The sequence below is a fragment of the Pseudomonas sp. PGPPP1 genome, assembly GCF_002255865.1.
GTDB classification, from domain to species: domain Bacteria; phylum Pseudomonadota; class Gammaproteobacteria; order Pseudomonadales; family Pseudomonadaceae; genus Aquipseudomonas; species Aquipseudomonas cremoris.
Map to the genome: position 1 here is coordinate 1 of NZ_NKIG01000020.1, position 23,217 is coordinate 23,217.

26 protein-coding genes are annotated in these 23,217 nt (G+C 60.7%); 14 read left to right on the top strand and 12 right to left on the bottom strand.

Annotated elements, in window-relative coordinates; all coding sequences use genetic code 11:
• Window positions 1-29 precede the first annotated feature (29 nt).
• Both CFE47_RS20580 and sutA read left to right on the top strand, forming a co-directional pair.
• Window positions 30-1,367, top strand: a complete 1,338-nt coding sequence (locus CFE47_RS20580) for an ammonium transporter (protein ID WP_025856327.1) — start codon at window positions 30-32, stop codon at window positions 1,365-1,367.
• 402 nt (window positions 1,368-1,769) lie between these two features.
• Window positions 1,770-2,096, top strand: a complete 327-nt coding sequence (sutA, locus tag CFE47_RS20585; protein ID WP_135289349.1) for a dormancy-specific transcriptional regulator SutA — start codon at window positions 1,770-1,772, stop codon at window positions 2,094-2,096.
• Window positions 2,097-2,242: 146 nt separating this feature from the next.
• Here the strand turns inward: sutA and CFE47_RS20590 are convergent, their stop codons facing one another.
• The 6 genes from CFE47_RS20590 to lptM are packed head-to-tail and all read right to left on the bottom strand — an operon-like array spanning window position 2,243 to window position 6,819.
• The gene (locus CFE47_RS20590; protein ID WP_286839934.1) at window positions 2,243-2,938 is read right to left on the bottom strand and encodes an HAD family hydrolase; all 696 of its coding nucleotides are present in this window, start codon (window positions 2,936-2,938) and stop codon (window positions 2,243-2,245) included.
• Window positions 2,935-3,834, bottom strand: coding sequence for a tyrosine recombinase XerC (xerC, locus tag CFE47_RS20595; protein WP_010207453.1), 900 nt, complete (start codon window positions 3,832-3,834; stop codon window positions 2,935-2,937). The genes CFE47_RS20590 and xerC overlap by 4 nt, the downstream gene beginning before the upstream one ends.
• A gap of 2 nt (window positions 3,835-3,836) precedes the next feature.
• Window positions 3,837-4,553, bottom strand: coding sequence for a DUF484 family protein (locus CFE47_RS20600; RefSeq protein WP_286839939.1), 717 nt, complete (start codon window positions 4,551-4,553; stop codon window positions 3,837-3,839).
• Between the two features lie 13 nt (window positions 4,554-4,566).
• Window positions 4,567-5,397 (bottom strand): diaminopimelate epimerase, encoded by an 831-nt coding sequence (gene dapF / locus CFE47_RS20605; RefSeq protein WP_286839942.1) that lies wholly within the window; start codon window positions 5,395-5,397, stop codon window positions 4,567-4,569.
• Window positions 5,398-5,400: 3 nt separating this feature from the next.
• Complete coding sequence (gene lysA / locus CFE47_RS20610) at window positions 5,401-6,648, bottom strand: diaminopimelate decarboxylase (RefSeq protein ID WP_286839945.1); 1,248 nt, start codon at window positions 6,646-6,648, stop codon at window positions 5,401-5,403.
• 9 nt (window positions 6,649-6,657) lie between these two features.
• A complete protein-coding gene (gene lptM, locus CFE47_RS20615) occupies window positions 6,658-6,819 on the bottom strand; it encodes an LPS translocon maturation chaperone LptM (RefSeq protein WP_074851643.1) in 162 nt (53 codons plus the stop codon).
• 238 nt (window positions 6,820-7,057) lie between these two features.
• Here lptM and cyaY point away from each other — a divergent pair, with 238 nt between their 5' ends.
• The 3 genes from cyaY to rnk all read left to right on the top strand — a co-directional run bounded on the left by cyaY (window position 7,058) and on the right by rnk (window position 8,156).
• Complete coding sequence (gene cyaY, locus CFE47_RS20620; RefSeq protein ID WP_034116382.1) at window positions 7,058-7,390, top strand: iron donor protein CyaY; 333 nt, start codon at window positions 7,058-7,060, stop codon at window positions 7,388-7,390.
• A 2-nt stretch (window positions 7,391-7,392) separates the two neighbouring features.
• A complete protein-coding gene (locus CFE47_RS20625) occupies window positions 7,393-7,611 on the top strand; it encodes a DUF1289 domain-containing protein (protein ID WP_286839951.1) in 219 nt (72 codons plus the stop codon).
• A gap of 131 nt (window positions 7,612-7,742) precedes the next feature.
• Window positions 7,743-8,156: a nucleoside diphosphate kinase regulator gene (gene rnk, locus CFE47_RS20630; RefSeq protein ID WP_135311347.1), complete on the top strand. Its 414-nt coding sequence runs from the start codon at window positions 7,743-7,745 to the stop codon at window positions 8,154-8,156.
• On the opposite strand, the gene CFE47_RS20635 is transcribed toward rnk, so the two are convergent.
• The 3 genes from CFE47_RS20635 to CFE47_RS20645 all read right to left on the bottom strand — a co-directional run bounded on the left by CFE47_RS20635 (window position 8,153) and on the right by CFE47_RS20645 (window position 11,797).
• The gene (locus CFE47_RS20635) at window positions 8,153-10,993 is read right to left on the bottom strand and encodes a class I adenylate cyclase (protein WP_286839957.1); all 2,841 of its coding nucleotides are present in this window, start codon (window positions 10,991-10,993) and stop codon (window positions 8,153-8,155) included. The genes rnk and CFE47_RS20635 overlap by 4 nt on opposite strands.
• Before the next feature lie 168 nt (window positions 10,994-11,161).
• Window positions 11,162-11,416 carry a TIGR02647 family protein gene (locus CFE47_RS20640; RefSeq protein ID WP_014720451.1) on the bottom strand — a complete coding sequence of 85 codons (255 nt, stop codon included), beginning with the start codon at window positions 11,414-11,416 and terminating at the stop codon, window positions 11,162-11,164.
• A gap of 96 nt (window positions 11,417-11,512) precedes the next feature.
• Window positions 11,513-11,797 (bottom strand): hypothetical protein, encoded by a 285-nt coding sequence (locus tag CFE47_RS20645; protein WP_185709959.1) that lies wholly within the window; start codon window positions 11,795-11,797, stop codon window positions 11,513-11,515.
• Between the two features lie 126 nt (window positions 11,798-11,923).
• On the opposite strand from CFE47_RS20645, the gene CFE47_RS20650 reads away from it, so the two are divergent.
• Window positions 11,924-12,583 carry a glutathione S-transferase family protein gene (locus CFE47_RS20650; RefSeq protein WP_286839960.1) on the top strand — a complete coding sequence of 220 codons (660 nt, stop codon included), beginning with the start codon at window positions 11,924-11,926 and terminating at the stop codon, window positions 12,581-12,583.
• Window positions 12,584-12,726: 143 nt separating this feature from the next.
• Here CFE47_RS20650 and argH read toward each other — a convergent pair whose 3' ends face one another.
• Window positions 12,727-14,121: an argininosuccinate lyase gene (argH, locus tag CFE47_RS20655; protein WP_185709958.1), complete on the bottom strand. Its 1,395-nt coding sequence runs from the start codon at window positions 14,119-14,121 to the stop codon at window positions 12,727-12,729.
• A gap of 505 nt (window positions 14,122-14,626) precedes the next feature.
• Between argH and CFE47_RS20660 the strand changes: the two genes are divergently transcribed.
• From CFE47_RS20660 to rsd, 7 genes are all read left to right on the top strand, one after another.
• Window positions 14,627-15,373, top strand: coding sequence for a LytR/AlgR family response regulator transcription factor (locus tag CFE47_RS20660; protein ID WP_185709957.1), 747 nt, complete (start codon window positions 14,627-14,629; stop codon window positions 15,371-15,373).
• Between the two features lie 138 nt (window positions 15,374-15,511).
• The gene (hemC, locus tag CFE47_RS20665) at window positions 15,512-16,453 is read left to right on the top strand and encodes a hydroxymethylbilane synthase (protein ID WP_286839963.1); all 942 of its coding nucleotides are present in this window, start codon (window positions 15,512-15,514) and stop codon (window positions 16,451-16,453) included.
• A complete protein-coding gene (locus tag CFE47_RS20670; RefSeq protein ID WP_286839965.1) occupies window positions 16,450-17,199 on the top strand; it encodes a uroporphyrinogen-III synthase in 750 nt (249 codons plus the stop codon). Before hemC ends, CFE47_RS20670 begins: the two co-directional genes overlap by 4 nt.
• 41 nt (window positions 17,200-17,240) lie before the next feature.
• A complete protein-coding gene (locus CFE47_RS20675) occupies window positions 17,241-18,365 on the top strand; it encodes a uroporphyrinogen-III C-methyltransferase (protein WP_286839968.1) in 1,125 nt (374 codons plus the stop codon).
• Between the two features lie 5 nt (window positions 18,366-18,370).
• The gene (locus CFE47_RS20680; protein ID WP_286839971.1) at window positions 18,371-19,612 is read left to right on the top strand and encodes a heme biosynthesis protein HemY; all 1,242 of its coding nucleotides are present in this window, start codon (window positions 18,371-18,373) and stop codon (window positions 19,610-19,612) included.
• A 237-nt stretch (window positions 19,613-19,849) separates the two neighbouring features.
• Window positions 19,850-20,371 carry a disulfide bond formation protein B gene (locus CFE47_RS20685; RefSeq protein ID WP_286839974.1) on the top strand — a complete coding sequence of 174 codons (522 nt, stop codon included), beginning with the start codon at window positions 19,850-19,852 and terminating at the stop codon, window positions 20,369-20,371.
• A 210-nt stretch (window positions 20,372-20,581) separates the two neighbouring features.
• Complete coding sequence (gene rsd, locus CFE47_RS20690) at window positions 20,582-21,040, top strand: sigma D regulator (RefSeq protein WP_286839977.1); 459 nt, start codon at window positions 20,582-20,584, stop codon at window positions 21,038-21,040.
• Between the two features lie 50 nt (window positions 21,041-21,090).
• Here rsd and CFE47_RS20695 read toward each other — a convergent pair whose 3' ends face one another.
• On the bottom strand, window positions 21,091-21,768 hold the full coding sequence (locus CFE47_RS20695; protein WP_286839979.1) for an FKBP-type peptidyl-prolyl cis-trans isomerase: 678 nt from the start codon (window positions 21,766-21,768) through the stop codon (window positions 21,091-21,093).
• A 193-nt stretch (window positions 21,769-21,961) separates the two neighbouring features.
• Between CFE47_RS20695 and CFE47_RS20700 the strand changes: the two genes are divergently transcribed.
• Entirely contained in the window at window positions 21,962-22,744 is a 783-nt protein-coding gene (locus CFE47_RS20700) for an AlgP family protein (RefSeq protein ID WP_286839982.1), read from the top strand.
• Here the strand turns inward: CFE47_RS20700 and CFE47_RS20705 are convergent.
• Complete coding sequence (locus tag CFE47_RS20705) at window positions 22,741-23,205, bottom strand: TIGR02444 family protein (protein WP_286839984.1); 465 nt, start codon at window positions 23,203-23,205, stop codon at window positions 22,741-22,743. The genes CFE47_RS20700 and CFE47_RS20705 overlap by 4 nt on opposite strands.
• Window positions 23,206-23,217 lie beyond the last annotated feature (12 nt).

The following is a 23,217-nucleotide window of genomic DNA, read 5'->3' on the forward strand; positions in this document are numbered from 1 at the left end:
CAAACCCCAACGCCCCAGGAGAAAACAATATGACTCTGCGTAAATTCGCAGGGCTCGGAGCCCTGTTGTCCATCGTAATGCCAAGCCTGGCCATGGCGGCAGACGAAGTGGCTGCTCCAGTCCTCAATTCCGGCGACACCGCGTGGATGCTCACATCCACCGCGCTGGTGCTGTTCATGACCATTCCAGGCCTGGCGCTGTTCTACGGCGGCATGGTGCGCTCCAAAAACATTCTTTCCGTGATGATGCAGTGCTTCGCCATCACCGGTCTGATCACCATCCTGTGGTTCGTCTACGGCTACAGCATGGCGTTCGACACGACCGGGATGGAAGCGGGCGTCGTCAACTTCAACTCGTTCGTGGGCGGCCTGTCCAAACTGTTCCTGTCGGGTGTGACCCCAGCGAGCATCACTGGCCCTGCGGCGCTGTTCCCTGAGGCGGTGTTCGTCACCTTCCAGATGACGTTCGCCATCATTACCCCTGCGCTGATCGTCGGTGCTTTCGCTGAGCGTATGAAGTTCTCCGCGATGCTGATCTTCATGGGCGTCTGGTTCACTCTGGTCTACGCGCCGATTGCCCACATGGTGTGGGGCGGCCCGGGTTCGCTGCTGGGCGACTGGGGCGTGCTGGACTTCGCAGGCGGCACCGTGGTGCACATCAACGCCGGTGTGGCGGGCTTGGTAGCGTGCATCGTGCTCGGCAAGCGCAAAGGTTTCCCGACCACCCCAATGGCGCCGCACAACCTGGGCTACACCCTGGTGGGCGCGGCGATGCTGTGGGTTGGCTGGTTTGGCTTCAACGCCGGTTCCGCAGCTGCTGCCAACGGCACTGCCGGCATGGCGATGCTGGTCACCCAGATCGCTACCGCTGCTGCGGCATTGGGCTGGATGTTCGCCGAGTGGGTCACCCACGGTAAGCCAAGCGCGCTGGGCATTGCCTCGGGTGTGGTTGCAGGCTTGGTGGCAATCACCCCTGCCGCTGGCACCGTAGGCCCGATGGGTGCCTTGGTGATCGGCTTGGTGGCCGGTGTGATCTGCTTCTTCTGCGCCACCAGCCTCAAGCGCAAACTGGGCTACGACGACTCCCTGGACGCATTCGGCGTGCACGGTATCGGCGGTATCGTTGGTGCGATCCTTACTGGCGTGTTCGCTGCCCCTGCACTGGGCGGCTTCGGCACCGTGACTGACGTGGCTGCACAGGTCTGGATCCAGGCCAAAGGCGTCGGTTTCACCGTGATCTACACGGCCATCGTGACCTTCATCATCCTCAAGGTGCTGGATGCGGTCATGGGCCTGCGGGTTACCGAGGAAGAGGAAGCGGTTGGCCTCGACCTGGCACAACACAACGAACGCGGCTACAACTTGTAAGTACGCGTAAAAAAAGATGCCCGGCTTGCCGGGCATTTTTTTGCCTGGTGTTTGTCAGTCTCAGAATGCTGTAACGGTTTTTCCCTGGAGTTTGTGCTGGTACGCGCGGGGCACTTTTCGCCCTGCGAATGTCTTACAGGCATGTAGGTGTATTCGACACTTTGTTTTTTCCCAGAGCGCGCTAGAATGCGCGCCGATGGGCGCAGAACTGAAGGCGTGCCACGTGTTATCTGGACGAGCACCGTGATCATGACGGTGCTCGTAAAGTCCTCGCCGCCGTGCACGGTGATGGGGCATAAGCCACTGGTTATCCAGTGGATGTTGATTTTTTTCCGGCGGCCTTCGACAGTTGGCGAAGCTGGGCTATAACTAATCTGCTTTTCGCAAGTCATGAGGTAGAACATGAGCGACGATGATCTGGAAAACGACGAACTCGAAGTAGGTGACGAAGACGACACCGAAGAAGGTCTTGAAGCGGCGGCGGAAGACGTTGCTGACGACGACGGTGGCGATGATGCACCTGCTCCGACTGCCAAAGGCAAAGCCAAGGCTGCGGTGTCGGTAGATGAGCTGCCAAGCGTTGAAGCCAAGAACAAAGAGCGTGATGCCCTGGCCCGCGCGATGGAAGAGTTCCTCGCTAAAGGCGGCAAAGTGCAGGAAGTCGAGGCTAACGTGGTGGCAGATCCACCGAAGAAGCCGGATAACAAGTACGGCAGCCGACCTATCTGAGGTCAGCCACCTGCTTGTAAGAAAAAGCCCGCCGTCGCTGCGGGCTTTTTCATGTCTGGAATAAAGTGAAATAGGGCACTGCAATATCCTGTGGTGCCTGGCCCACCGCTATCGCAGGCAAGCCAGCTCCCACATTGAGTTCGGTGTCAGTTCCAGCTGCGAAGCAGTTCTGGCAACTCCGACAGGTTACGAATCTCGGCATCCGGGCGCTTATCCGCATCCCACACCTTACCCGTCGGGTTAAACCACACCGCCCGAAGCCCCGCCTGCTGCGCCCCGGCAATGTCATCCCCCGGGTGATCACCAATATGCACCGCCGCACTCGCATCCACCCCACCGCGCTGCAACGCCTCTTGGAACAGGCGCGCATCCGGCTTGGCAATGCCGATATCTTCGGCGCGCAGGGCAAAGTGGAAGTAGTGCGACAGGCCAACACGTTGCACATCCGCATTGCCGTTGGTGATCACACCCAGCAGGAAGCGCTGGCGCAATGCTTGGAGCATGGGCTCGGCTTCGGGAAAGGGTGTGAGTTGATGGCGTGCATGAATGAACGCCTCAAAGCATACATCGGCCATTTGTGCGGCTTCGGGTTGTGGATAACCGGCCTCTTCAAACGCGTGCAGCAACACACGATGGCGCAGGATGCTGATGCGGTTCTTGAGCTCCGGATGACGCTCCAGCACCTGCTTGCGCAAGGCTGCGAAATGCTCCAGCGGCAAGTCGCCGACCTTGGACGCATTGTTGGCCAGCCATTCGCGCATCGACGCTTCGGCGCTGATGATGACGGGTACGTTGTCCCAGAGCGTGTCGTCCAGGTCGAAGGTGATCAGCTTGATACTCATGAGTCGCCGCCCTTGATGCGTTTGGCCCGTGGATGGGCGCTGTCGTACACCGTTGCAAGGTGTTGGAAGTCCAGGTGGGTGTAGATCTGCGTGGTCTTGATGTCGGAGTGGCCGAGCAGTTCTTGCACGGCGCGCAGGTCCTGGGAGGACTCCAGCATATGGCTGGCAAAGGAGTGCCGCAGCATATGCGGGTGCAGGTTCTGCCCCAGTTCGCGCTCGCCGGCGGCCTTGACTCGTACCTGGATAGCCCGTGGCCCCAGGCGGCGGCCTTGCTGGCTGACAAAGACGGCATCGTCCGCCGGGTTGGTCAGAAGACGCAGCGGCAACCATAGCTGCAAGGCTTCGCGGGCTTTGCGGCCCACAGGTAGCACGCGGGTTTTGCTGCCTTTGCCGAGTACCTGCACCAGGCCGTCCGCCAGGTCCAGTTGATCGAGGTTCAAGCCGGTCAGTTCTGAAAGGCGCAGGCCCGAGGAGTAGAACAGCTCCAGGATTGCCTGGTCACGATGGGCCAGGAAGTCGTCCTCTACCGCGCCGTCCAACAGTTGCAGGGCGCGGTCGGTGTCCAGAGTCTTGGGCAGGCGTCGCTCGCCCTTGGGCGGCGACAGGCCATTGGCCGGGTCGTGGTCGCACAGGCCTTCACGGTTCAAATAATGATAGAGGCCACGTACCGCAGACAGCAGGCGCGACAGGCTGCGCGAGGATTGGCCAGCCTGGTGCAGGCGGGCGATCAGGCTGCGCAGGCTCTGGATATCCAGGGCCTTCCAACTGCTGATCTGTTGTTTTTCGCAGTACGCCAGGACCTTGTTCAAGTCCCGTCGGTACGCTTCCAGCGTATGGGGCGACACCTGGCGCTCGTTGCGCAGGTGAGCGCAATAAGCGTCCAGTTGCCGTTCCATGGCTAGCGCACCGCGCGCAGGGCGGTGGTGAAGCGTGGCAAAACGCGGCCCAGCACTTCGGCGATGTAGGTCAGGAACAGGGTGCCGACCGAGCTTTTGTAGTGCGCAGGGTCGCGGCTGGCGATGGCAAGCACGCCATGCAGGCCCTGATGGCTGAGGGCGACCACGGCGGTGGAGCCGATCTGCTTGCGCTGTTCGGCGCCAAACAGGAAGTCCAGTTCATGCTCGCGCAACGTGCCGCTGATGGTCTTGCCTTCGGACAGCAAGCCGCCAATCGCGGTTTGCGCTTCGCTGCCGCTGACCCAGCGACCCACCGGCATCGGGTTGTCGCTGAACAGGATCAGGCTGACAAAGGGCACCTGGAAGTCCTGGCGCAGGCTGTCTTCGACGGCGATTACCGCTTCTTCCAGGCTGGAGGCGTCCATGAGGGTCAGGATCAGGCGGCGGGTTTTCTCGAACAGGCGGTCGTTGTCGCGGGCCACGTCCATCAGGTGCGAGAGCTTGTGGCGCATTTCGATATTGCGCTCGCGCAGGATCTTCATTTGCCGCTCCACCAGCGAGACGGTGTCGCCGCGCTGGTGGGGAATGCGCAGGGCCGGCAGGAGTTCTTCGTGGTCGACGAAAAAGTCCGGATTAGCCTCGAGGTACGCCGCGACGGCAGCGGCCTCCAGACTTTCGCTCGGGGACGCTTCTGCGGGTACTTGAGGCTTATCGGTCATTAGCTTCGCTCACTCATAGACGGACCTGTCCTTCGTATACGCGCGAGGCCGGCCCGGTCATCATCACCGGGTGGCCAGGGCCTGCCCATTCGATGGACAAACGTCCGCCGGGCAGGTCGATCAACAGCGGCGAATCCATCCACCCCTGGCTGATCGCGGCCACAGCAGCGGCGCAAGCACCGGTACCGCAAGCCTGGGTTTCGCCAGCGCCGCGTTCCCACACACGCAATTGCGCGCGGGAACGGTCGATCACCTGTAGGAAACCTACGTTGACCCGTGCCGGAAAGCGCGGGTGGTGTTCGATCTTCGACCCCAATTCATGCACGGGCGCGTTGTTGATGTCGTTGACCCGCAGCACCGCATGGGGGTTGCCCATGGACACGGCTGCCAGGTCGACGACCTGGCCGTCGACGTCGACCTCATAGCTGGTGGCCTGCTCGGTGGCCTGGAACGGAATGTCCGCCGGCACCAGGCGTGGCGCGCCCATGTTGACGCTGATCTGGCCGTCGCTGCGGATGTCCAGCTCAATCACGCCGCTCTTGGTCTCGACGCGGATCTGCCGCTTGGCGGTCAGGCGTTTGTCCAGCACAAAGCGCGCAAAGCAACGTGCACCGTTGCCGCACTGTTCCACTTCGGAGCCGTCGGAGTTGAAGATCCGGTAACGGAAATCCACTTCCGGGTTGCTCGGCGCTTCGACGATCAGCAACTGGTCGAAACCAATGCCGGTGTGCCGGTCGCCCCACTGTTTGGCGTGCTTGGGCAGGATGTGCGCGTGCTGGCTGACCAGGTCGAGGACCATGAAATCATTGCCCAGCCCGTGCATCTTGGTAAAACGCAGCAGCATGGCTTACTCCGGCAGCAGGCTTTCGCCAGCATACAACTCGGCTACCGTCTCGCGGCGACGCACTTCAAACGCTTGATCACCGTCCACCAGCACCTCGGCGGTACGGCCGCGGGTGTTGTAGTTGGAGCTCATGACAAACCCGTAGGCACCGGCCGAATGCACGGCCAGCAGGTCGCCTTCTTCCAGGGCCAGCTGACGATCCTTGGCCAGGAAGTCGCCGGTCTCGCAGATCGGGCCGACGATGTCGTAGGCGCGGGCTTCGTTATTGCGCGGCGTCACGGTAGTGACATTCATCCAGGCCTGGTACAGCGCCGGGCGAATCAGGTCGTTCATCGCCGCATCGACGATGGCGAAATCCTTGTGCTCGGTGTGCTTGAGGTATTCAACCTGGGTCAGCAGCACGCCGGCGTTGGCAACGATATAGCGGCCCGGCTCGAACATCAGCGTCAGGCCACGGCCTTCGATGCGCTCGCGCACGGCGTTGATGTAGTCAGCGATCTGTGGCGGTTCTTCATCGCGATAACGCACGCCCACGCCGCCACCGAGGTCGATGTGGTGCAGGTAGATGCCGCATTCGCCGAGTCGGTCGATCAGCGCCAGCAGGCGGTCGAGGGCATCGAGGAACGGCGGCAGGGTAGTCAGTTGCGAGCCGATATGGCAATCGACGCCCAGCACTTCCAGGTTCGGCAATTGAGCGGCGCGGATGTACACGTCCTCGGCGTCGGCGATGGCGATGCCGAACTTGTTCTCTTTGAGACCGGTGGAAATGTACGGGTGGGTGCCGGCATCGACATCCGGGTTGACGCGCAAGGAGATCGGCGCGCGAACGCCCATCTCGGCGGCCACGACCTGCAGGCGCTCCAGCTCGTCGGTGGACTCGACGTTGAAGCAATGCACGCCAACTTCCAGGGCGCGGCGCATGTCTTCGCGGCTTTTGCCAACGCCCGAGAACACGATCTTGTCAGCCTGGCCGCCAGCGGCCAGCACGCGCTCCAGCTCGCCACGGGAAACGATGTCGAAACCGGCGCCCAGACGCGCCAGGACATTCAGTACACCCAGGTTGGAGTTGGCCTTGACCGCGTAGCACACCAGGTGTGGAACGCCGTCCAGTGGGTCGGTGAAGGAGCGATATTGGGCTTCGATATGCGCACGGGAGTACACATAGGTCGGGGTGCCAAAGCGCTCGGCAATCGCGGACAACGCCACGCCTTCCGCGAACAGCTCGCCGTCCCGGTAGTTAAAAGCGTCCATGGGTTTCCCTTAGTAGGTGTCGTGCTTATGCGCTTTGGATTGCGACGTTTGCGCCTGGTCGTTCGGGTCTTTGCTGTCATCGGGCAGGTACAGCGGGCCTTTTTGACCACAGGCACTAACGAGGCAAGCGACCGCGACGAGCGCAGCAAGGGAAGAGATCAGGCGCTTCATGGCGAAATCCTTGAATATGCATTAATTGCGCCCGAGTATACCGACCACCCGCCAGCTTGCCTATGCGCTGAAATACCCGTCCGGCGGGGGTTTGCCGAGATAGTCGAGAAGCGGACTACGCTGGCCAGGGATATTTCATACCGCCAATCGTGATGAAATCGGTATCCTTTGCAATCGGCGAGGCTCGCCCGTATCGTGCGGCGCTTGAGCAAAACCAGACACTTTTGAGGTTGCCACAATGAGTTTGACCGAAGCCCGTTTTCACGACCTGGTGGATTCGACCCAGCAGGCGCTGGAAGATATTTTCGACGACAGCGGCCTGGACGTGGACCTGGAAAACTCGGCCGGCGTGCTGACCGTCAAGTTTGAAAACGGCACCCAACTGATCTTCAGTCGCCAGGAACCTCTGCGCCAGTTGTGGCTGGCCGCACGCACTGGTGGTTTCCACTTCGATTACGACGAAGAAGAAAACCGTTGGGCGCATGACACCACCGAGGAACTGCTGAGCGAAATGCTTGCTCGCCTTACCAAGGAACAGTCCGGCGCTGACCTGGATTTCGACGAGATTTGATCGTGACTCAGCCTGCACCTGTACGCCCGCCCAAGCCGCTGTTCAGCAATGTCAGTCCGGCGGTGCCGTCACCTTGTATCAGTTTGTGTCGCCTGGACGAGGAGAAAGTCTGTCTCGGTTGCTTCCGTCATGTGGAAGACATCCGGGAATGGCGCTCCGCCGACGATGCGCGGCGCCGGGTGATCTGCGCCGAGGCCGAGCGGCGCAGGGCTCGCGCCTGAGGTCGTCTTGTTTATTTGTGACGCTGTGGTAGTGTCCGGCTACGCCTCAACTCATCGAGGCCTGTGAGAACCCCGCCTTTTTCTGGCGGGGTTTTGCTTTTTTGTGCAGAAAAAAGGAGTCTGCCTGAATCATGACCACCGCACCGTCCATCATCCTCACCCGCCTTGACGTGCAGCGTCTGGAGCAACTGATCGACCGCCTGGGCGACGAGTCTCCCGGTGTCGAAGCGTTGCAAGCCGAACTCGACCGCGCCGAAGACGTGGTTGGCCACGATGAAGTACCTGCGGGTGTCGTGACCATGAACTCCAGCGTGCATTGCCGTGAGCAAGGCAGTGGCAAGGACTACCACCTGACTCTGGTGTACCCGAAGCACGCCAACGCCGACGAAGGCAAAATTTCGATCCTGGCCCCGGTGGGCAGTGCCTTGCTCGGCTTGCAAGTGGGCCAGCACATCGACTGGCCGGCACCCGGCGGCAAGACCCTCAAGCTGGAATTGCTCAGCGTGGAAGGCCAGCCCAAAGATGGCGGCGCTTTCCCTCTCTAAAGCTGGCTCAACGCCTCGTTGAGCGACAGCTCCAGCTCGGACTTGTAACGCAGGTACAGGTTGCTCGGGCTTTGTACATCACCGAGCAGGCCCGACAGGTCCAGGTCGGTGATGTAGCAGCGGTAGCGTTCGGTCTCCTGGCGCTGCCCGACGATCTCCTGGGCGACCACGGCAAATAACTGGTCGCCAAACTCTAGCTCGGAGAACTCTCGCTGATTGCAGTACAGGGTAATGCCCACCTGGCCCGGTGCGGCCTTGCCGATAATCGCCTGTACGTCATAAAACGGTTTGTTCGCCGGATTCTGCGGCGCTGGCCGAGGTTCGATGCCGCGCGCGCGATTGCTGCCCGATGGCAACAGTTGGTAATACAAAGTTTGCACCGCGCCCAACGGTTCTTGTGGGTCCAGCGGTGACAGCGCATCCCGACGGTAGATGATCGACTGTAAAAACCGCTGCAGGGGCGCCAGCAAGCTCTGCTCATCATGAAACGGCAGGCGCTGTTGCCAAAGCGCGTTGAACTCATCCAGCACGTACAGCTCGGCGAAGCCTTCATTGACCCGGTAGAACACTTGCACGCAATCGGCCATGCCCATCGGCAGCAGCAGCGCCAGGTCGTGGTCTTCCAGGGCCATGGCGTCCAGGTGCAGCGGGCTGTAGCTGGCCTGTTCTTCGCTGAGGTAGGCGATCAGCGCGTCTTGGGTTGCCAGGGAGACATGGGTGGCTTGGCCGGGTACCAACTCCATCACGTGATAGTGCTGCTGCACTTGCAGCAGGTAACGGTGGTTGGACTGGCCCAGCAGCAGGTTTTGCGCGGTGTCGAAGATCTCTTCCACGCGTTGGGCAATGAACTGCGCGCGGTTGTGGCAGAAGCAGCGCACCCGCAGGCGCGGTAAGTGGTCAGGCGGGAGTTGATTGAGGTAGTCGCGCAGGCAGTCGAGCAGGGCGTGGGGGCCGTCATACCGGCTGACCATCACCTCGTTCCAGCTATTGAGAGTGACCTGGTCCAGGGTCAGTACCAGGTTGTCGCGCACACCGGCATAACTCAGGGAGTCGGTGCGCTCGGTGGTCATGAGGATGTTCAGGTCGCGGTGATGCTTGAGCGGGTCGACGCCGACGTTGATCAGCAGCAACACGTCCTCGGGCACTGCCGAACGCAGCAGGCGTTCTTCATCGACGCTGGCCAGGGGCAGGGCGATGGTCTGTTGCAGGCTGCCCAACAGGTTGAACAGCTCGAATTCGGTCATGTCGCTGGCGCCTGGATGTAGGGCCAGGCGGGTGCTGCTGTCGATCACGCCGTTGCGATGGCACCACGTGAGCATTTCCAGCAGGTCTCGGCTGCGTTTGATCGGCGCGAAGTGTTCCGACTCCTGGGCCGTCAGGTTGCCGTTATACAGGCCCCAGTAATGTTGGCCGGGTTCCTTGCGGTTGGGCGATTGCACCAGGGTCAGGGTGTCTTCGGCCAGGTCCGGGGCGATGCCGGGGTTGATGAACTCGACCTTGCCGGCCTTGCGTTCAAAGGCGGCGTACAAGCGCCGGCCCAGTACGTTGAGATCGCGCTTGTTGATCAGGCTGACGGTCTGCTCGGTGCGGGCGAATTGGGTCAGGAAGCGATAGCTGTAGTTCAGCTCATTGACCAGCGCGCGCCGTTCGGAGGCCACTTGGCGCACTTTCCACTGGCTGCGACTATCGAGCAACGCCAATTGGCGTTGGTCCCAGCCCCATTCGTGGGCCAGGCGCTCCAGCAGCAAACGTTGCCAACTGGTACTGCGCTGACCGGCACTGAGCTTGCGGTTGACCTTCAGATAGAGCGCGCGCCGAACCAGTTCGAGGCGTTCTGGCTCATTGCGCGCCTTGAGGTATTCCTCGATGCGGCGGTACACCACGATGTACGGGTCCAGCTCGTCCAGGTCCATCTGGTTGGCGAACACCGCGCGCTTGAAGCGCAGGCTCAGGCAATGCACGTTGGGGTGTTCGCTCGCATAGACCTCGGTCAGCAGCAGCTTGAGCACCGATTTGTAGGGCGACTCGATGCCCTTGAACAGTTGCCACAGCCCGGCACCAATGAATTCACCAGGGGGGATGCGCGCCAAGTGGCCGAGGTCGAGGGTTTCATCGGCGCGGATAAAACGTTTGGAGATCAGCGTGTGGGTGAACTCGGCGTAGCGGGTTTCTTCATACACCGGCACCAGCCACCAGATTGGCGTGCGTCCGGCGAGCCAGATGGCGGTGCGGTAGAACTCGTCCAGCAACAGGTAGTGCTGGGTGGTACCGCAATCGTCGGAGCTGAGCTGGGTGTCGCGCTCGCCCAGCACAAAGCGTGTCGGCTCGATCAGGAAGAAGTGCGCCTCAGCGCCCATGCTCAGGGCCCAGGTTTCCAGCAATTGGCATTTTTTGCGCAGTTCAGCCAGCGCGTTCTCATCCAGATCCGGTGCGTGGCACACCCATACGTCCATGTCGCTCTGGTCAGCCTGGGCCAGGGTGCCGAGGCTGCCCATCAGGAACAGTCCATGGATCGGCCGTGGCGGGTTGCCATGACGCGGCTTGTAGGAGAACGAACGGGTCAGGCGCTGGGCTTCGGTCAGGGCCTGGGCGTCGGGTTCGAAGTTCGACAGCCCGGCGGGCGTGCTACCGGAGACATAACCGGGCAACAGCGGATGGTTGACGTGAAAAAACAGCGGCAACAGGGTCAATACGCTTTGCTGGCGTGGTGTCAGCCCTTCGATTGCCCGGGCCATGCGGCCTTCGTTAAGCGCCATGAACCGCGCGCGCAACTGGGCCAGCACCTTGCGGTCGATGCCTTCGTCCAGGTCGGGGCGGATTTCATGGGTGCGGGTCATGTCGAATTCGTTGGCTCGCAGGGCCCGACGTGGGCGGCCGTGTAGGAGTTTACAGCCAGTAGCGTAGGAGGTTTAGCGAGAAATGGTTTTTGACGTCAGAATTCTGTGCCGCCCACAGCAACGCCCTCGGAATCCGCAATCGGCGGACTCCATGGGCGGGATCAGGTGTCAGGCGGCTTCTTTGGTATTGGCGGTGGTCAGGATCGTTAGCAGGGTTTGGGCCTGCTCTGCTGCATCACGACCGAGGCTGGTCAAATAGCCCCCATCCGGCTGGTCAATAAGACCTTTTGCGTGGAGACGCTTGGCAGCGGCGATGGCAGTAGGGGCGGCGGTCTGGTGGACTTTCAGACCTTCCTTGGTGCTGTCCAATGGGAAGAGTACAAGGATTTCCAGTTCGGCAACCAACTCAGGGGTATACGACATAAGGACTCCAGACTTTCTAAGAATTTATTAGAGGCTAGCAGGCCATAAGGTGAACGCACTTTGCCGAACTGTCCAGCGTGTAACTGCGGGCCGGGATTATTGCTTTTCGGGCGGCAGTGTTGGCAGGGCGCGCAGCGCAGTTTCATACCATTCGGTATTGAACGCGCGGTCCTCTTCCAGCAGCGCATCGATCTCGACGGCAAGCACGTGGGCCATCAATTGCAGGATCTCTTCACGTTCATAACCGACCAAGGTCAGCTTGTTGAACGTCGCCTTGGCCGCTGGCGGGTTTTCGCTTTCGATCTGGTTCTCGATCGCTTCGATCAGGGTGGTCTCGGCGAATTCTTCTTCGTCGTTGTCGATATCGGTCGGCTCGCTCATGGCAGGCTCCTCAAGGAAAGGGCGCCAGTCTACCCCCATTCAGGCAGGTGATGCTGCTGGTCAGGTGGAGTCTTGGGATCTATAACTCTTGCAGCCAACCCCATTCCCGGCCTGGAGGCAGACGCAATGCTCAAGCTCTACGGATTCTCGGTCAGCAACTACTACAACATGGTCAAGCTGGCGCTGTTGGAGAAAGGGCTGTCTTTTGAAGAAGTGCCTTTTTATGCCGGGCAAACCCCGCAAGCCTTGGCGGTAAGCCCACGAGGCAAGGTGCCGGTGCTGGGGGTCAAGCAAGGGTTTATCAACGAAACCAGTGTGATCCTCGAATACATCGAGCAAACCCAGGAAGGCCCCTCGCTGCTGCCGGCAGACCCGTTCCAGCGCGCCCAGGTACTTGCTCTGTGCCGAGAGATCGAGCTGTATATCGAGCTGCCCGCCCGCGCCTGTTTCGCCGAAGCGTTTTTTGGCATGCCGGTGCCGCAGGCAATCAAGGACAAATCCAAGGCCGAGTTGCTGCTGGGGGTTGGCGCGTTGGCTCGGCACGGCAGGTTTGCCCCGTATGTGGCGGGAGAGAGCTTTACGCTGGCGGATCTGTATTTCATGTACAGCGTGAACCTCGCCTGTGGTGTGGGCGAGAAGCTGTTTGGGTTGGATTTACTGGACGGGTTGCCGGCGGCCAAGGTGTTGCTGGAAAAGCTGCATGCCATGCCCAACGCGCAAAAAGTGGCGGCGGACCGCGAAGCGGCAATGCCGGCGTTTATGGCGATGGTTGCTGCGAAGAAGTAGTCAGGAGTGTGGTAGATCAAAATGTGGGAGCGGGGTTGCTCGCGAAAGCGGAGTGTCAGTCGACGAATGTATCGACTGACACTCCGCTTTCGCGAGCAAGCCCGCTCCCACAGGTTTAAACGAGTTGTTGCTGAATGCTCGGTTTAGCGGCTGGCGAGCAACGCCTGGCCGCGCACCACCGCTGCCTTCACCTGCGCCGGTGCAGTGCCGCCGATGTGGTTACGGGCATTCACAGAGCCTTCCAGGGTCAGCACGGCAAATACATCCTGCTCGATCTGGTCGCTGAATTGGCGCAGTTCTTCCAGGCTCATTTCTGCCAGGTCCTTACCGGTGTCCACGCCGTACTTCACGGCATGGCCAACGATTTCGTGGCAGTCACGGAACGGCAGGCCACGGCGCACCAGGTAGTCCGCCAGGTCTGTTGCAGTGGAGAATCCGCGCAGCGCCGCTTCACGCATGATCGCGTGCTTGGGCTTGATGGCCGGGATCATGTCGGCAAAGGCACGCAACGAGTCGCGCAGGGTGTCGGCGGCGTCGAACAGCGGTTCCTTGTCTTCCTGGTTGTCCTTGTTGTAGGCCAGCGGTTGGCCTTTCATCAGGGTCAGCAGGCCCATCAGCGCGCCGAATACGCGGCCGCTCTTGCCACGTACCAGCTCGGGCACGTCGGGGTTTTTCTTTTGCGGCATGATCGAACTGCCGGTGCAGAAGCGGTCCGGCAGGTCGATGAACTGGAATTGCGCGCTGGTCCACAGCACCAGCTCTTCGGAGAAACGCGACAGGTGCATCATCGCGATGCTGGCGGCGGCGCAGAATTCGATGGCGAAGTCGCGGTCGGACACGCCGTCCAGGGAGTTGCCGCCCACGGCATCAAAGCCCAGCAATTGCGCGGTGTATTCGCGGTCGATCGGGTAGGTGGTGCCGGCCAATGCGGCGCTGCCCAGGGGCATGCGGTTGGCGCGCTTGCGGCAATCTACCAGGCGCTCGTAGTCGCGGCTGAGCATTTCGAACCAGGCCAGCAGGTGGTGGCCGAAGGTCACAGGCTGCGCGGTCTGCAGGTGGGTGAAGCCGGGCATGATGGTGTCCGACTCACGCTCGGCCTGCTCCAGCAGACCTTTTTGCAGGCGGGTGATTTCGGACAGGATCAGGTCGATTTCGTCCCGCAGCCACAGGCGGATGTCGGTAGCCACCTGGTCGTTACGGCTACGGCCGGTGTGCAGCTTCTTGCCGGTCACACCGATCCGGTCGGTGAGGCGGGCCTCGATATTCATGTGCACGTCTTCCAGATCGACGCGCCAGTCGAACGTACCGGCTTCGATCTCGCCACGGATGGTGGTCAGGCCGTCGATGATGCTGTCGCGCTCGGCGTCGGTCAGCACGCCGACCTTGGCCAGCATCGTTGCGTGGGCGATGGAGCCCATGATGTCGTGGCGGTACAGGCGCTGGTCGAAAGTGACGGAGGCGGTGAAGCGGGCGACGAAGGCGTCGACGGGTTCACTGAAGCGGCCGCCCCAGGACTGGTTGGTCTTGTCGGTGCTCATGGATTCGCTCGTGATCTGCTTAATAAAGAGGCATGGAAGTGTGCCGGCGATAATAACAGGGTTGCCTGGGCACGCGGTGCTGCGGGTCGTCGGCATTTTTATTTGTGCAAAGGATGGCTAAGTGCCTTGCCGTCGAACGCGTCCAGGACGAGACTGGAGATAGAGGTACATTGAAACGATATTTGACGATTGAGCAATGCCGTCTCAGTGAGCGTCTACAGTTGGACTGATAGTGTGTGAATGCACCAAAGTCGGGTGATGCGGTCATAGCCCAGACTAACCATTTAAAACGGGGGGTATTCGGATTGTGTATCAGCAAACCCTATGACGGTGCCCGAAGGCAGCAGGTCTTGGGCGTTATTGAACAGGTCCGGGTAAATATGGGTGCCACTCCGAGGGCACTTTTTACCGCTCGCGCTAGTCTTAGCGTGGATCGCTGTGACGCAAGTCACCGCACCTGTCTACGCTATCCTTGTGCGAGACTCACGCAGGAATCCAGCGCAATATGAATGTCCTGATCGTTGATGACGAACCCCAAGCCCGCGAGCGACTGAGCCGTTTGGTCAGTGATCTCGAGGGTTATACAGTCCTTGAGCCGAGCGCCACCAATGGCGAGGAGGCGTTGACTCTGATCGACAGCCTCAAGCCTGATGTGGTGTTGCTTGATATCCGCATGCCGGGCCTTGATGGCCTGCAAGTTGCCGCCCGCCTGAGCGAGCGAGAATCCCCGCCCTCCGTGGTGTTTTGCGCAGGCCAGGACGAGTTTTCTGCGGAAACGCTGGAAGCCAGCGGTGTGAGCTTCCTGGCCAAGCCGGTGAGCGGCGAAGCGTTGCTCAAAGCCTTGAAAAAAGCCGAGCGTCCCAACCGCGTACAACTCGCCGCCCTGACACAGCCAGCTGCTCAAAGTGGCAACGGTCCGCGAAGCCATATCAGCGCCCGCACGCGTAAAGGTATCGAGCTGATTCCCCTGAGCCAGGTGGTCTATTTTATTGCCGACCACAAATACGTGACCCTGCGTCATGAGGCTGGCGAGGTCTTGCTCGATGAGCCGCTCAAGGCCCTTGAAGATGAGTTTGGCGACCGTTTCGTACGTATCCACCGCAATGCGCTGGTGGCTCGCGAGCGCATAGAGCGCTTGCAACGCACGCCCCTGGGACATTTCCAGTTGTTCCTGAAAGGGCTGAACGGCGACGCTTTGATCGTTAGCCGGCGCCATGTCGCCGGTGTGCGCAAAATGATGCAGCAGCTTTAGCCCAAGGGCTGCGGCGTGGTCTGCATTGCATATCCCGGTGCGGCGTGGCCAGGGAGGCCCCGCACTTGCTGATTCAAATCAAAGCGCATTTGCCTGAGCTGTTATTATCTGCCGTATCTATTCAGTACGGATTGATCCATGTCCTCTCGCGAAATCCGCATCGCCACCCGTAAAAGCGCCCTGGCCTTGTGGCAGGCCGAATACGTCAAAGCACGCCTTGAACAGGCCCATCCTGGGCTTACGGTGTCCCTGGTGCCCATGGTCAGTCGCGGCGACAAGCTGTTGGACTCGCCGCTGTCGAAGATCGGCGGCAAGGGTTTGTTCGTCAAGGAATTGGAAACCGCACTGCTGGAAAACGAAGCTGACATCGCCGTGCATTCGATGAAAGACGTGCCCATGGACTTCCCCGAAGGCCTGGGCCTGTTCTGCATCTGCGAGCGCGAAGACCCGCGCGACGCCTTTGTTTCCAATACCTATGCATCCCTGGATGAACTGCCTCTGGGCAGTATCGTCGGCACCTCCAGCCTGCGCCGCCAGGCACAGTTGCTGACTCGCCGCCCGGACCTGCAGATCCGTTTCCTGCGTGGCAACGTCAACACCCGCTTGGCTAAGCTGGACGCCGGTGAATATGACGCGATTATCCTCGCTGCCGCCGGCCTTATCCGCCTCGGCTTTGAAGATCGCATCACCTCGGCCATCAGCGTCGAAGACAGCTTGCCGGCAGGCGGTCAGGGCGCCGTAGGCATCGAATGCCGCACCGCCGACACTGAAATCCACGCCCTGCTCAAGCCCCTCGATCACCACGACACCGAAGTGCGCGTCACGGCGGAGCGCGCCCTGAACAAGCACCTCAACGGCGGCTGTCAGGTACCGATTGCCTGCTATGCAGTGCTTGAAGGTGAAAGCCTGTGGCTGCGTGGCCTGGTGGGCGATCCGGACGGTGGCACCCTGCTGACCGCCGAAGTGCGTGGCCCGCAACGTGACGCCTCGGCCCTGGGCATCCAGGTTGCCGAAGAACTGCTGGACAAGGGCGCCGGCGCGATACTGCAAAAGGTCTACGGCGAGGCCGGCCCGCAGTGACCGAATGGCGAGTGCTGCTGACGCGGCCTGCCGAGGAGTCGACGGCCCTGGCGGCGTCGTTGTCCGACGCCGGTATTTTCAGCAGCAGCTTGCCACTGCTGGATATTCAGCCGCTGGCGGTCACGCCTGAGCAGCAAGCCGTTTTCCGTAACCTGGGCCGTTATTGCGCGGTGATCGTGGTAAGCAAGCCGGCCGCGCGCCTTGCGACGCAACAGCTGGATCAAGCCTGGCCGCAACTACCGTGGTTCAGCGTCGGCGCGGCCACCGCACAGGTACTGGCCGAACACGGTCTCAACGTTCACTATCCGCAAACTGGCGATGACAGCGAGGCCTTGCTTCAATTGCCTGCGTTGCGCGAGGCTGTTGCGCGCCCCGGCGCGCGGGTGTTGATCCTGCGGGGCGAGGGCGGTCGAGAGCTGCTGGCGCAGCGTTTACGCGAGCAAGGTGCTAGTGTCGATTATCTGGAGTTGTATCGCCGTTTCCTTCCGGCCTACGAAGCGGGCGTCCTGACGCAACGCATCCAGTTGGAACGCTTGAACGGCGTAGTGGTCAGCAGTGGGCAGGGTTTTTTACATCTGCAAACCCTGGCTGGCGCCGATTGGCCCCAGGTGGCACAGCTGCCGTTGTTCGTGCCCAGCCCGCGAGTCCTGGAGATGGCGCAGGCTGCTGGCGCAGAAAAAGTTGTGGATTGTCGTGGCGCGAGTGCCGCGGCTTTGTTAGTGGCGTTGCGTAGCACGACCTTTTAAGGAAAGCCGCCGCCACTCTCTGATACGCAAAGGACGGATACGTGAGCGAAACAGCCTTGCCTAAAGATGAAACCCAACCCGCACTCGATGCGCCGGTTGAGTCACCGGTCAGCACGCCGCGCCGTGGCAATGGCCTGGCAATTATCGCCTTGTTGTTGGGCGCCGCCGGTGTTGCCGCCGGCGGTTGGGGGATCTGGCAGGTCCGTGCCCTGCAAGCCAGCAGCCAGCAGCAGCTGGGCCAGGTGCAGACCCTCGACGATCAAGCCCAATCCCTTAAACAGAGCCAGCAGCAGTTGGCCGCGCGTTTGGCGCAGTTGCCGGGCGCGGATGAGCTGGAAGAGCGCCGTCGCCTGGTCGCCCAACTGCAGGGTGACCAGCAGCGCCTGAGCCAGCGTCTGGAAACCGTGCTAGGCGCTAGTCGCCAGGACTGGCGCTTGGCCGAAGCCGAGCATTTGATCAGACTGGCGAGCTTGCGCCTGTCAGCTCTGCAGGACATCAACAGTGCCCAGTCGCTGGTGCAAGGCGCCGACGAGATCCTGCGTGAGCAGAGCGATCCAGGCTCCTACGCAGCCCGCGAGCAACTGGCCAAGAGCCTGGCCGCGTTGCGCAGCACCGAGCAGCCGGACCGTACCGGCTTGTACCTGCAACTGGCAGCGCTGCGTGACCAAGTGGTGCAACTGGCGGCCATTGCCCCGGAATATCAGCTCACCGATCCCGCTTCCCAAGGGCGTCCGACCACGGATACGGACAGCCGTTGGAGCCAGTGGTGGGAGCAGATTTCCCGCTACTTCCGTATCGACTTCAACCCGGACGACAACGTCCGTCCGCTGCTGGCTGGCCAAGGCTTGAATCAGGTGCGCCTGGCCCTCAGCCTGGCGCTGGAGCAGGCGCAATGGGCGGCGCTCAATGGCGAGTCGGCGGTGTATAGCCGCTCGCTGGGTGAGGCGCGCAGCGTACTGCAAGACAACTTCAACCCGGATAACCCGCAGAGCAAGGCGATGCTCGCACGTATTGCCGAGCTTGAGCCCAAGGCCGTCTCGGTGGTGACTCCGGACCTGGCCGCGAGCCTGGCTGCGGTGCAGGCCTACCTTGAACGTCGGCATCTGTCCGCCGATGAGGCCAAGGCGTTGGCCACGCCGGCGGCCACGTCGCCGAAGCAGGAGTAGAGCCGATGAAGCGTTTCTATGTGATCCTGGTGTTGGCGATTGCGATCGCCCTGGCACTGGCTGTGGGCATTTCGAAACACACGGGCTATGTGCTGATTACCTACCCGCATGTGCTGCATTACGAGTCGAGCCTGTGGGCCACTCTGGTGGCGGTGTTCGTCATAGGCTTGGCGATCTATCTGGTTCGCGTGCTGCTGAGCCTGGTGACCACCTCCGGTGGGGTGGTCAACCCGTGGTCGCGGCGCAACCGCAGTCGTCGCGTGCAGATCGCCATTGAGCAGGGCCAGATGGACCTCGCCGAAGGCCGCTGGGCGAGTGCCGAACGCCACCTGCACCGTGCCGCCGAAGCCGAGCGCCAACCCTTGCTGTATTACCTCGGCGCAGCCCGTGCGGCCAATGAGCAGGGGCGTTATGAGGAGGCGGACGGCTTGCTGGAGCGCGCCTTGGAGCGCCAACCCCAGGCTGAATTGGCGGTTGCCTTGAGCCACGCGCAGCTGCAATTGGATCGCGGTGACACCGAGGGTGCCCTGGTCACCTTGCAGGCCATGCGCGAGCGTCATCCTCACAATGCCCAAGTATTGCGCCAACTACAGCGTCTGCATCAGCAGCGTGGCGACTGGTCGGCGGTGATTCGCCTGTTGCCGGAATTGCGCAAGGACAAGGTGCTGCCTGCCAGTGAATTGGCTGAGCTGGAGCGCCGCGCCTGGGGTGAGAACCTTAGCCTGGCGGCCCAGCGTGAAGAGCAGGGCGAGGCCGGTTTGCAGTCCCTCGAGCGAGCCTGGCAACAACTGACGTCCGCCCAGCGCCAAGAGCCGCAACTGGTCCTGGCCTATGCCGAGCAATTGCGCCAGCTGGGCGCCGATGCCAAGGCCGAGGAGGGGTTGCGTGTTGCTATCAAGCGCGACTACGACAGCCACCTGATCCGTCTCTATGGCTTGCTGCGTGGCAGTGATCCAGCCCGGCAACTGAAATTTGCCGAAGGTTGGCTCAAGGACCATCCCGGCGATGCCAGCTTGCTGCTGACGTTGGGGCGCCTGTGCCTGCAGAACAGCCTGTGGGGCAAGGCGCGTGATTACCTGGAAAGCAGCCTGCAAGTGCAGCGCAACCCTGAGGCCTGTGCCGAGCTGGCACGCTTGCTGGCCCAGTTGGGTGATACCGAACGCAGTAATCAGCTGTTCCAGGAAGGTCTTGGCCTGTTGGATAGCCGCTTGTTGGCGTCACCATTGCCGGTTCCCGCCCGAGCTTGATGTAGGGCAGAGTCGAAGGGTTGGATCAGAGGTGTCTGAAAGCCAACTCTTCGATGGTCCCGAAAGTGTTGGGCTGGGTCGGCTATCAGTAAAATCCTACGCTGTATTGTTCGACGTCTTCCATGTTTTGACGGGATGTCCCTGGCCTCTCGCGGAATCGTCTGCTGCGGTGCGTATTGAAAGGGATTGGGCCTTTCCTCTAACGTAGCGGCCTGTCTTTCGCGATGCGGATAAAGCATGTCTTTGGCCCCTTCACGTTCATTGTTTTTTTTGGCGTTCATGGCGGGTGCGCTGACGCTGGCTGGGTCTTTTTACCTTGAGTTCGGTGCGTCGTTGCGTCCTTGCTTCCTGTGCCAGATGCAGCGAGTTTTCCTGGCGGCCTTCGTACTGATCAATCTGGTCGCTGCCCTTCATAACCCCCGACGCTCCACCCTCTATTGGTATGGGGCGGCCAGCATGGGCTGTGCGGTATTGGGTGCCGTAACCGCAGTGCGCCAGGTGTTGCTACAAAACGTCGCGCCAGACCAGGCATCCGACTGTTGGCCCAGCCTGCACTACATGATTGAAAACCTGTCGTTTTGGCAGGCGTTGCGGTTGACCGTCAAGGGTACTGTTGACTGCGTGGAAATCAACTGGACCCTGTTTGAATTGAGCCTTCCCGAGTGGAGTCTGTTGTTCTTCGTAGCGATGCTGATGCTGGGATTCATGCAGTTTTCGCGATTGTTCTTTAGCCAGTGCTTACGCCTCACGAGGCGCTAAACGCAGTGCGCGGTTTGTAGGGCGGGATTAAACACTTGTATGAACTTTCTCTCCTGCGTACCTTGAAGCCATAGTCATGCGGGCATAATCTGGCCCGCACGCGTTACAGAAACCGTTTTTCAGATGCGGCCTTGTCCGGCTGCTGCTTTATCCTTGAAGTGTTGCGCGGGCACCAGGCGGCAGCGCCCCTACTAGGGAAGAGAGATCATCATGCTGGAAAGTTGTCAGAATGCTCAGGAACGCTGGGGTGGGGTGCACAAGCTGATCGACAGCTGGTTGAAGGCACGTCACGAACTGGTTCGGGCCTTTGATGCTCTCGGCGCCAAGCCCGAAGCACTGGCAGAGAACCGTGAACCGCTGCAGGACTTCTGCGGTGTGTTGGTGGACTACGTATCAGCCGGTCATTTCGGCGTCTACGAACAACTGACCAAGGAGGCGGAAGCCTTCGACGATCAGCGTGGCCTGGACTTGGCTGAGACGATTTACCCGCGTATCGATGTCATCACCGAAAAGCTGCTGGCGTTCACCGATCTGTGTGATGCCGGCCAGTGTGTTGCCGAAAAATTCAAGGAGCTGGGTGGCCTGCTTCATGAGCGTTTCGAGTTGGAAGACTGCCTGATCGAAGTGCTGCATAACGCGCACAAGGAAGAGGCGGCCACCCAGGCCTGACCTTTGCGGTATAAAAAAACGGTGCGCATTGCGCACCGTTTTTTATTGCGTCAGTGACGAGTGCCGAGCAACTCGATCTCAAAAACCAACGGTGTGTAGGGCGGGATCAGCTCACCGGCACCGTCGGCGCCATACGCTTGGGCCGATGGAATCACCAGGCGCCATTTCGCGCCTACTGGCATCTGTTGCAATGCGCTGCTCCAGCCACTGATCACACTGTCCAGACGAAACCACTGCGGTTGAGTGCTTTGATCAAACACGGTGCCATCGGGCAGTCGGCCCACATACTTCACCTGGACTTGGTCACTGGGCAACGGCTTGTCGCCTGTGCCCGCGGCAAGTTCGGTGAGCAGGATTCCATCCGCCAGCTCGCGTACGCCTTTTAAGGCTTTTTCCTTGCTCAGGAACTGTTGTTCGGCAGCCAGTGCTTTTTCGCTTTGAGGAGCCTGCGCGTCGGCTTCGCCCTGGGCTTCGTGTTGAGCAAGAATCTGTTCGATCCGGGTGTTTTCCAGTGCAAGGGGTTTGCCTTGATAGGCCTGCTTGAGGCCGTCGATCAGAGCCTGGATCTGCAGGTCCGGAACCTCTTGGCGCAGGCGTTCGCCGAGACTCGCGCCCAGGCTGTAGGCGAGGTCGTGCTGATCCTGCGAAGGGGTTTTGGGTGGCGATTGCTCGCTCGCATTGGCCACCGAAATCGCCAAGCCCAGCACCAGAAAAACGTAACGCGACATGGGGCATTCTCCCGCCGAAAGTGCGACGGATTATGCCAGTGTGAGTAGGTAAAAAGTGCCGCGTATTTTCGTTATATCGATAAGAATTTTCGTACGTTGCAACGCAAGGCAAACGATACTGTCAACATGCCCTAGCGGCGGTAAGAGCAGAGGGCTAGTATGAGCCGCACCCACGTCAGCCAGGAGGTAAACCATGTCGGCCAAACAGAAGCCTGTTAATACCCCGTTGCATTTACTCCAACAACTCTCGGGCAGCTTGCTCGAACATCTGGAAAGCGCTTGCTCCCAAGCCCTGGCCGATGCAGAAAAACTGCTCGCCAAGCTGGAAAAGCAACGCGGTAAAGCGCAAGAGAAGCTGCACAAATCACGCACCAAACTGCAAGGCGCCGCCACTGCCGGCAAGGCCAAGGCACAAGCCAAAGCCAAAGACGCCGTCAAAGAACTTGAGGACCTGCTGGACGCCCTCAAGGATCGCCAAGCCGAAACCCGCACCTACATTTCCCAACTCAAAAAAGATGCTCAAGAAAGCCTGAAACTGGCTCAGGGCGTTGGCCGTGTGAAGGAAGCCGTAGCCAAAGTGTTGGGTGCTCGTACCCCGGCAAAAGCTGCTGCCAAGCCAGCTGCTAAAACCGCTGCTGCCAAACCAGCCGCCAAGCCAGTTGCTAAAACCGCTGCTGCCAAACCAGCCGCCAAGCCAGTTGCTAAAACCGCTGCTGCTAAACCGGCCGCCAAGCCAGCTACCAAGCCTGCTGCTGCAAAGCCAGCCGCTAAGCCAGCTGCCAAACCTGCTGCTGCAAAACCAGCCGCTAAGCCAGCCGCCAAACCAGCTGTTGCAAAGCCTGCCACTGCCAAACCAGCTCCGGCCAAGCCTGCAGCCCCTGCTGCAACCCCGGCAGCGTCCACCGCTCCAACCGCATCGGCCAGCAGCTCGCCTGCACCGGTAGCACCGAGCACCACCCCAACCAGCGCTTCCTAAGTGCCGGTGGCCACGACGCGCAGCAGCTGCAGCGCGTCGTGGTCAAGGTTGGCGGCATCCTCAGCCGCCAATCCTTCCATCCATTGTTGTTGACCTTTCACCCCCGTCGGCCATCCCTGTGCCAACGCTTCCAGACGCACTAGCAACTCTCGTTCGGCATCCAGCTCCAGGGCTTTGATCCGCTCTCGTAACGCAGCCAATTGTTCATCCTGCTGCGCCAGGGCGCGCCATTGCATCCGAACCTGCCGTAACGGTTCGATCACGTCGACTCGCCATGGCCGGGCCAACTGCTGCAACGCCAGCAGACGCTGCGGCTCAAGCGCGACCCCGCGCTGTTCCAACCATGCACCACAGAGCAACAGGCACACATCTGCACCTTGTTCCTGAAGACGAAGGCAAGCGGCTTCGACGCCCGGACGGGCGTAAGTCGAGAGGGCAAAGCTCCACAGGTCAGCGCACATATTCACACCCAA

Excerpts from the sequence above, each read along its gene's own strand:
- CFE47_RS20580 (WP_025856327.1), top strand. The coding sequence starts at position 30 with ATGACTCTGCGTAAATTCGCAGGGCTCGGAGCCCTGTTGTCCATCGTA.
- sutA (WP_135289349.1), top strand. The coding sequence starts at position 1,770 with ATGAGCGACGATGATCTGGAAAACGACGAACTCGAAGTAGGTGACGAA.
- CFE47_RS20590 (WP_286839934.1), bottom strand. The coding sequence starts at position 2,938 with ATGAGTATCAAGCTGATCACCTTCGACCTGGACGACACGCTCTGGGAC.
- xerC (WP_010207453.1), bottom strand. The coding sequence starts at position 3,834 with ATGGAACGGCAACTGGACGCTTATTGCGCTCACCTGCGCAACGAGCGC.
- CFE47_RS20600 (WP_286839939.1), bottom strand. The coding sequence starts at position 4,553 with ATGACCGATAAGCCTCAAGTACCCGCAGAAGCGTCCCCGAGCGAAAGT.
- dapF (WP_286839942.1), bottom strand. The coding sequence starts at position 5,397 with ATGCTGCTGCGTTTTACCAAGATGCACGGGCTGGGCAATGATTTCATG.
- lysA (WP_286839945.1), bottom strand. The coding sequence starts at position 6,648 with ATGGACGCTTTTAACTACCGGGACGGCGAGCTGTTCGCGGAAGGCGTG.
- lptM (WP_074851643.1), bottom strand. The coding sequence starts at position 6,819 with ATGAAGCGCCTGATCTCTTCCCTTGCTGCGCTCGTCGCGGTCGCTTGC.
- cyaY (WP_034116382.1), top strand. The coding sequence starts at position 7,058 with ATGAGTTTGACCGAAGCCCGTTTTCACGACCTGGTGGATTCGACCCAG.
- rnk (WP_135311347.1), top strand. The coding sequence starts at position 7,743 with ATGACCACCGCACCGTCCATCATCCTCACCCGCCTTGACGTGCAGCGT.
- CFE47_RS20635 (WP_286839957.1), bottom strand. The coding sequence starts at position 10,993 with ATGACCCGCACCCATGAAATCCGCCCCGACCTGGACGAAGGCATCGAC.
- CFE47_RS20640 (WP_014720451.1), bottom strand. The coding sequence starts at position 11,416 with ATGTCGTATACCCCTGAGTTGGTTGCCGAACTGGAAATCCTTGTACTC.
- CFE47_RS20645 (WP_185709959.1), bottom strand. The coding sequence starts at position 11,797 with ATGAGCGAGCCGACCGATATCGACAACGACGAAGAAGAATTCGCCGAG.
- CFE47_RS20650 (WP_286839960.1), top strand. The coding sequence starts at position 11,924 with ATGCTCAAGCTCTACGGATTCTCGGTCAGCAACTACTACAACATGGTC.
- argH (WP_185709958.1), bottom strand. The coding sequence starts at position 14,121 with ATGAGCACCGACAAGACCAACCAGTCCTGGGGCGGCCGCTTCAGTGAA.
- CFE47_RS20660 (WP_185709957.1), top strand. The coding sequence starts at position 14,627 with ATGAATGTCCTGATCGTTGATGACGAACCCCAAGCCCGCGAGCGACTG.
- hemC (WP_286839963.1), top strand. The coding sequence starts at position 15,512 with ATGTCCTCTCGCGAAATCCGCATCGCCACCCGTAAAAGCGCCCTGGCC.
- CFE47_RS20680 (WP_286839971.1), top strand. The coding sequence starts at position 18,371 with ATGAAGCGTTTCTATGTGATCCTGGTGTTGGCGATTGCGATCGCCCTG.
- CFE47_RS20685 (WP_286839974.1), top strand. The coding sequence starts at position 19,850 with ATGTCTTTGGCCCCTTCACGTTCATTGTTTTTTTTGGCGTTCATGGCG.
- rsd (WP_286839977.1), top strand. The coding sequence starts at position 20,582 with ATGCTGGAAAGTTGTCAGAATGCTCAGGAACGCTGGGGTGGGGTGCAC.
- CFE47_RS20695 (WP_286839979.1), bottom strand. The coding sequence starts at position 21,768 with ATGTCGCGTTACGTTTTTCTGGTGCTGGGCTTGGCGATTTCGGTGGCC.
- CFE47_RS20700 (WP_286839982.1), top strand. The coding sequence starts at position 21,962 with ATGTCGGCCAAACAGAAGCCTGTTAATACCCCGTTGCATTTACTCCAA.
- CFE47_RS20705 (WP_286839984.1), bottom strand. The coding sequence starts at position 23,205 with ATGTGCGCTGACCTGTGGAGCTTTGCCCTCTCGACTTACGCCCGTCCG.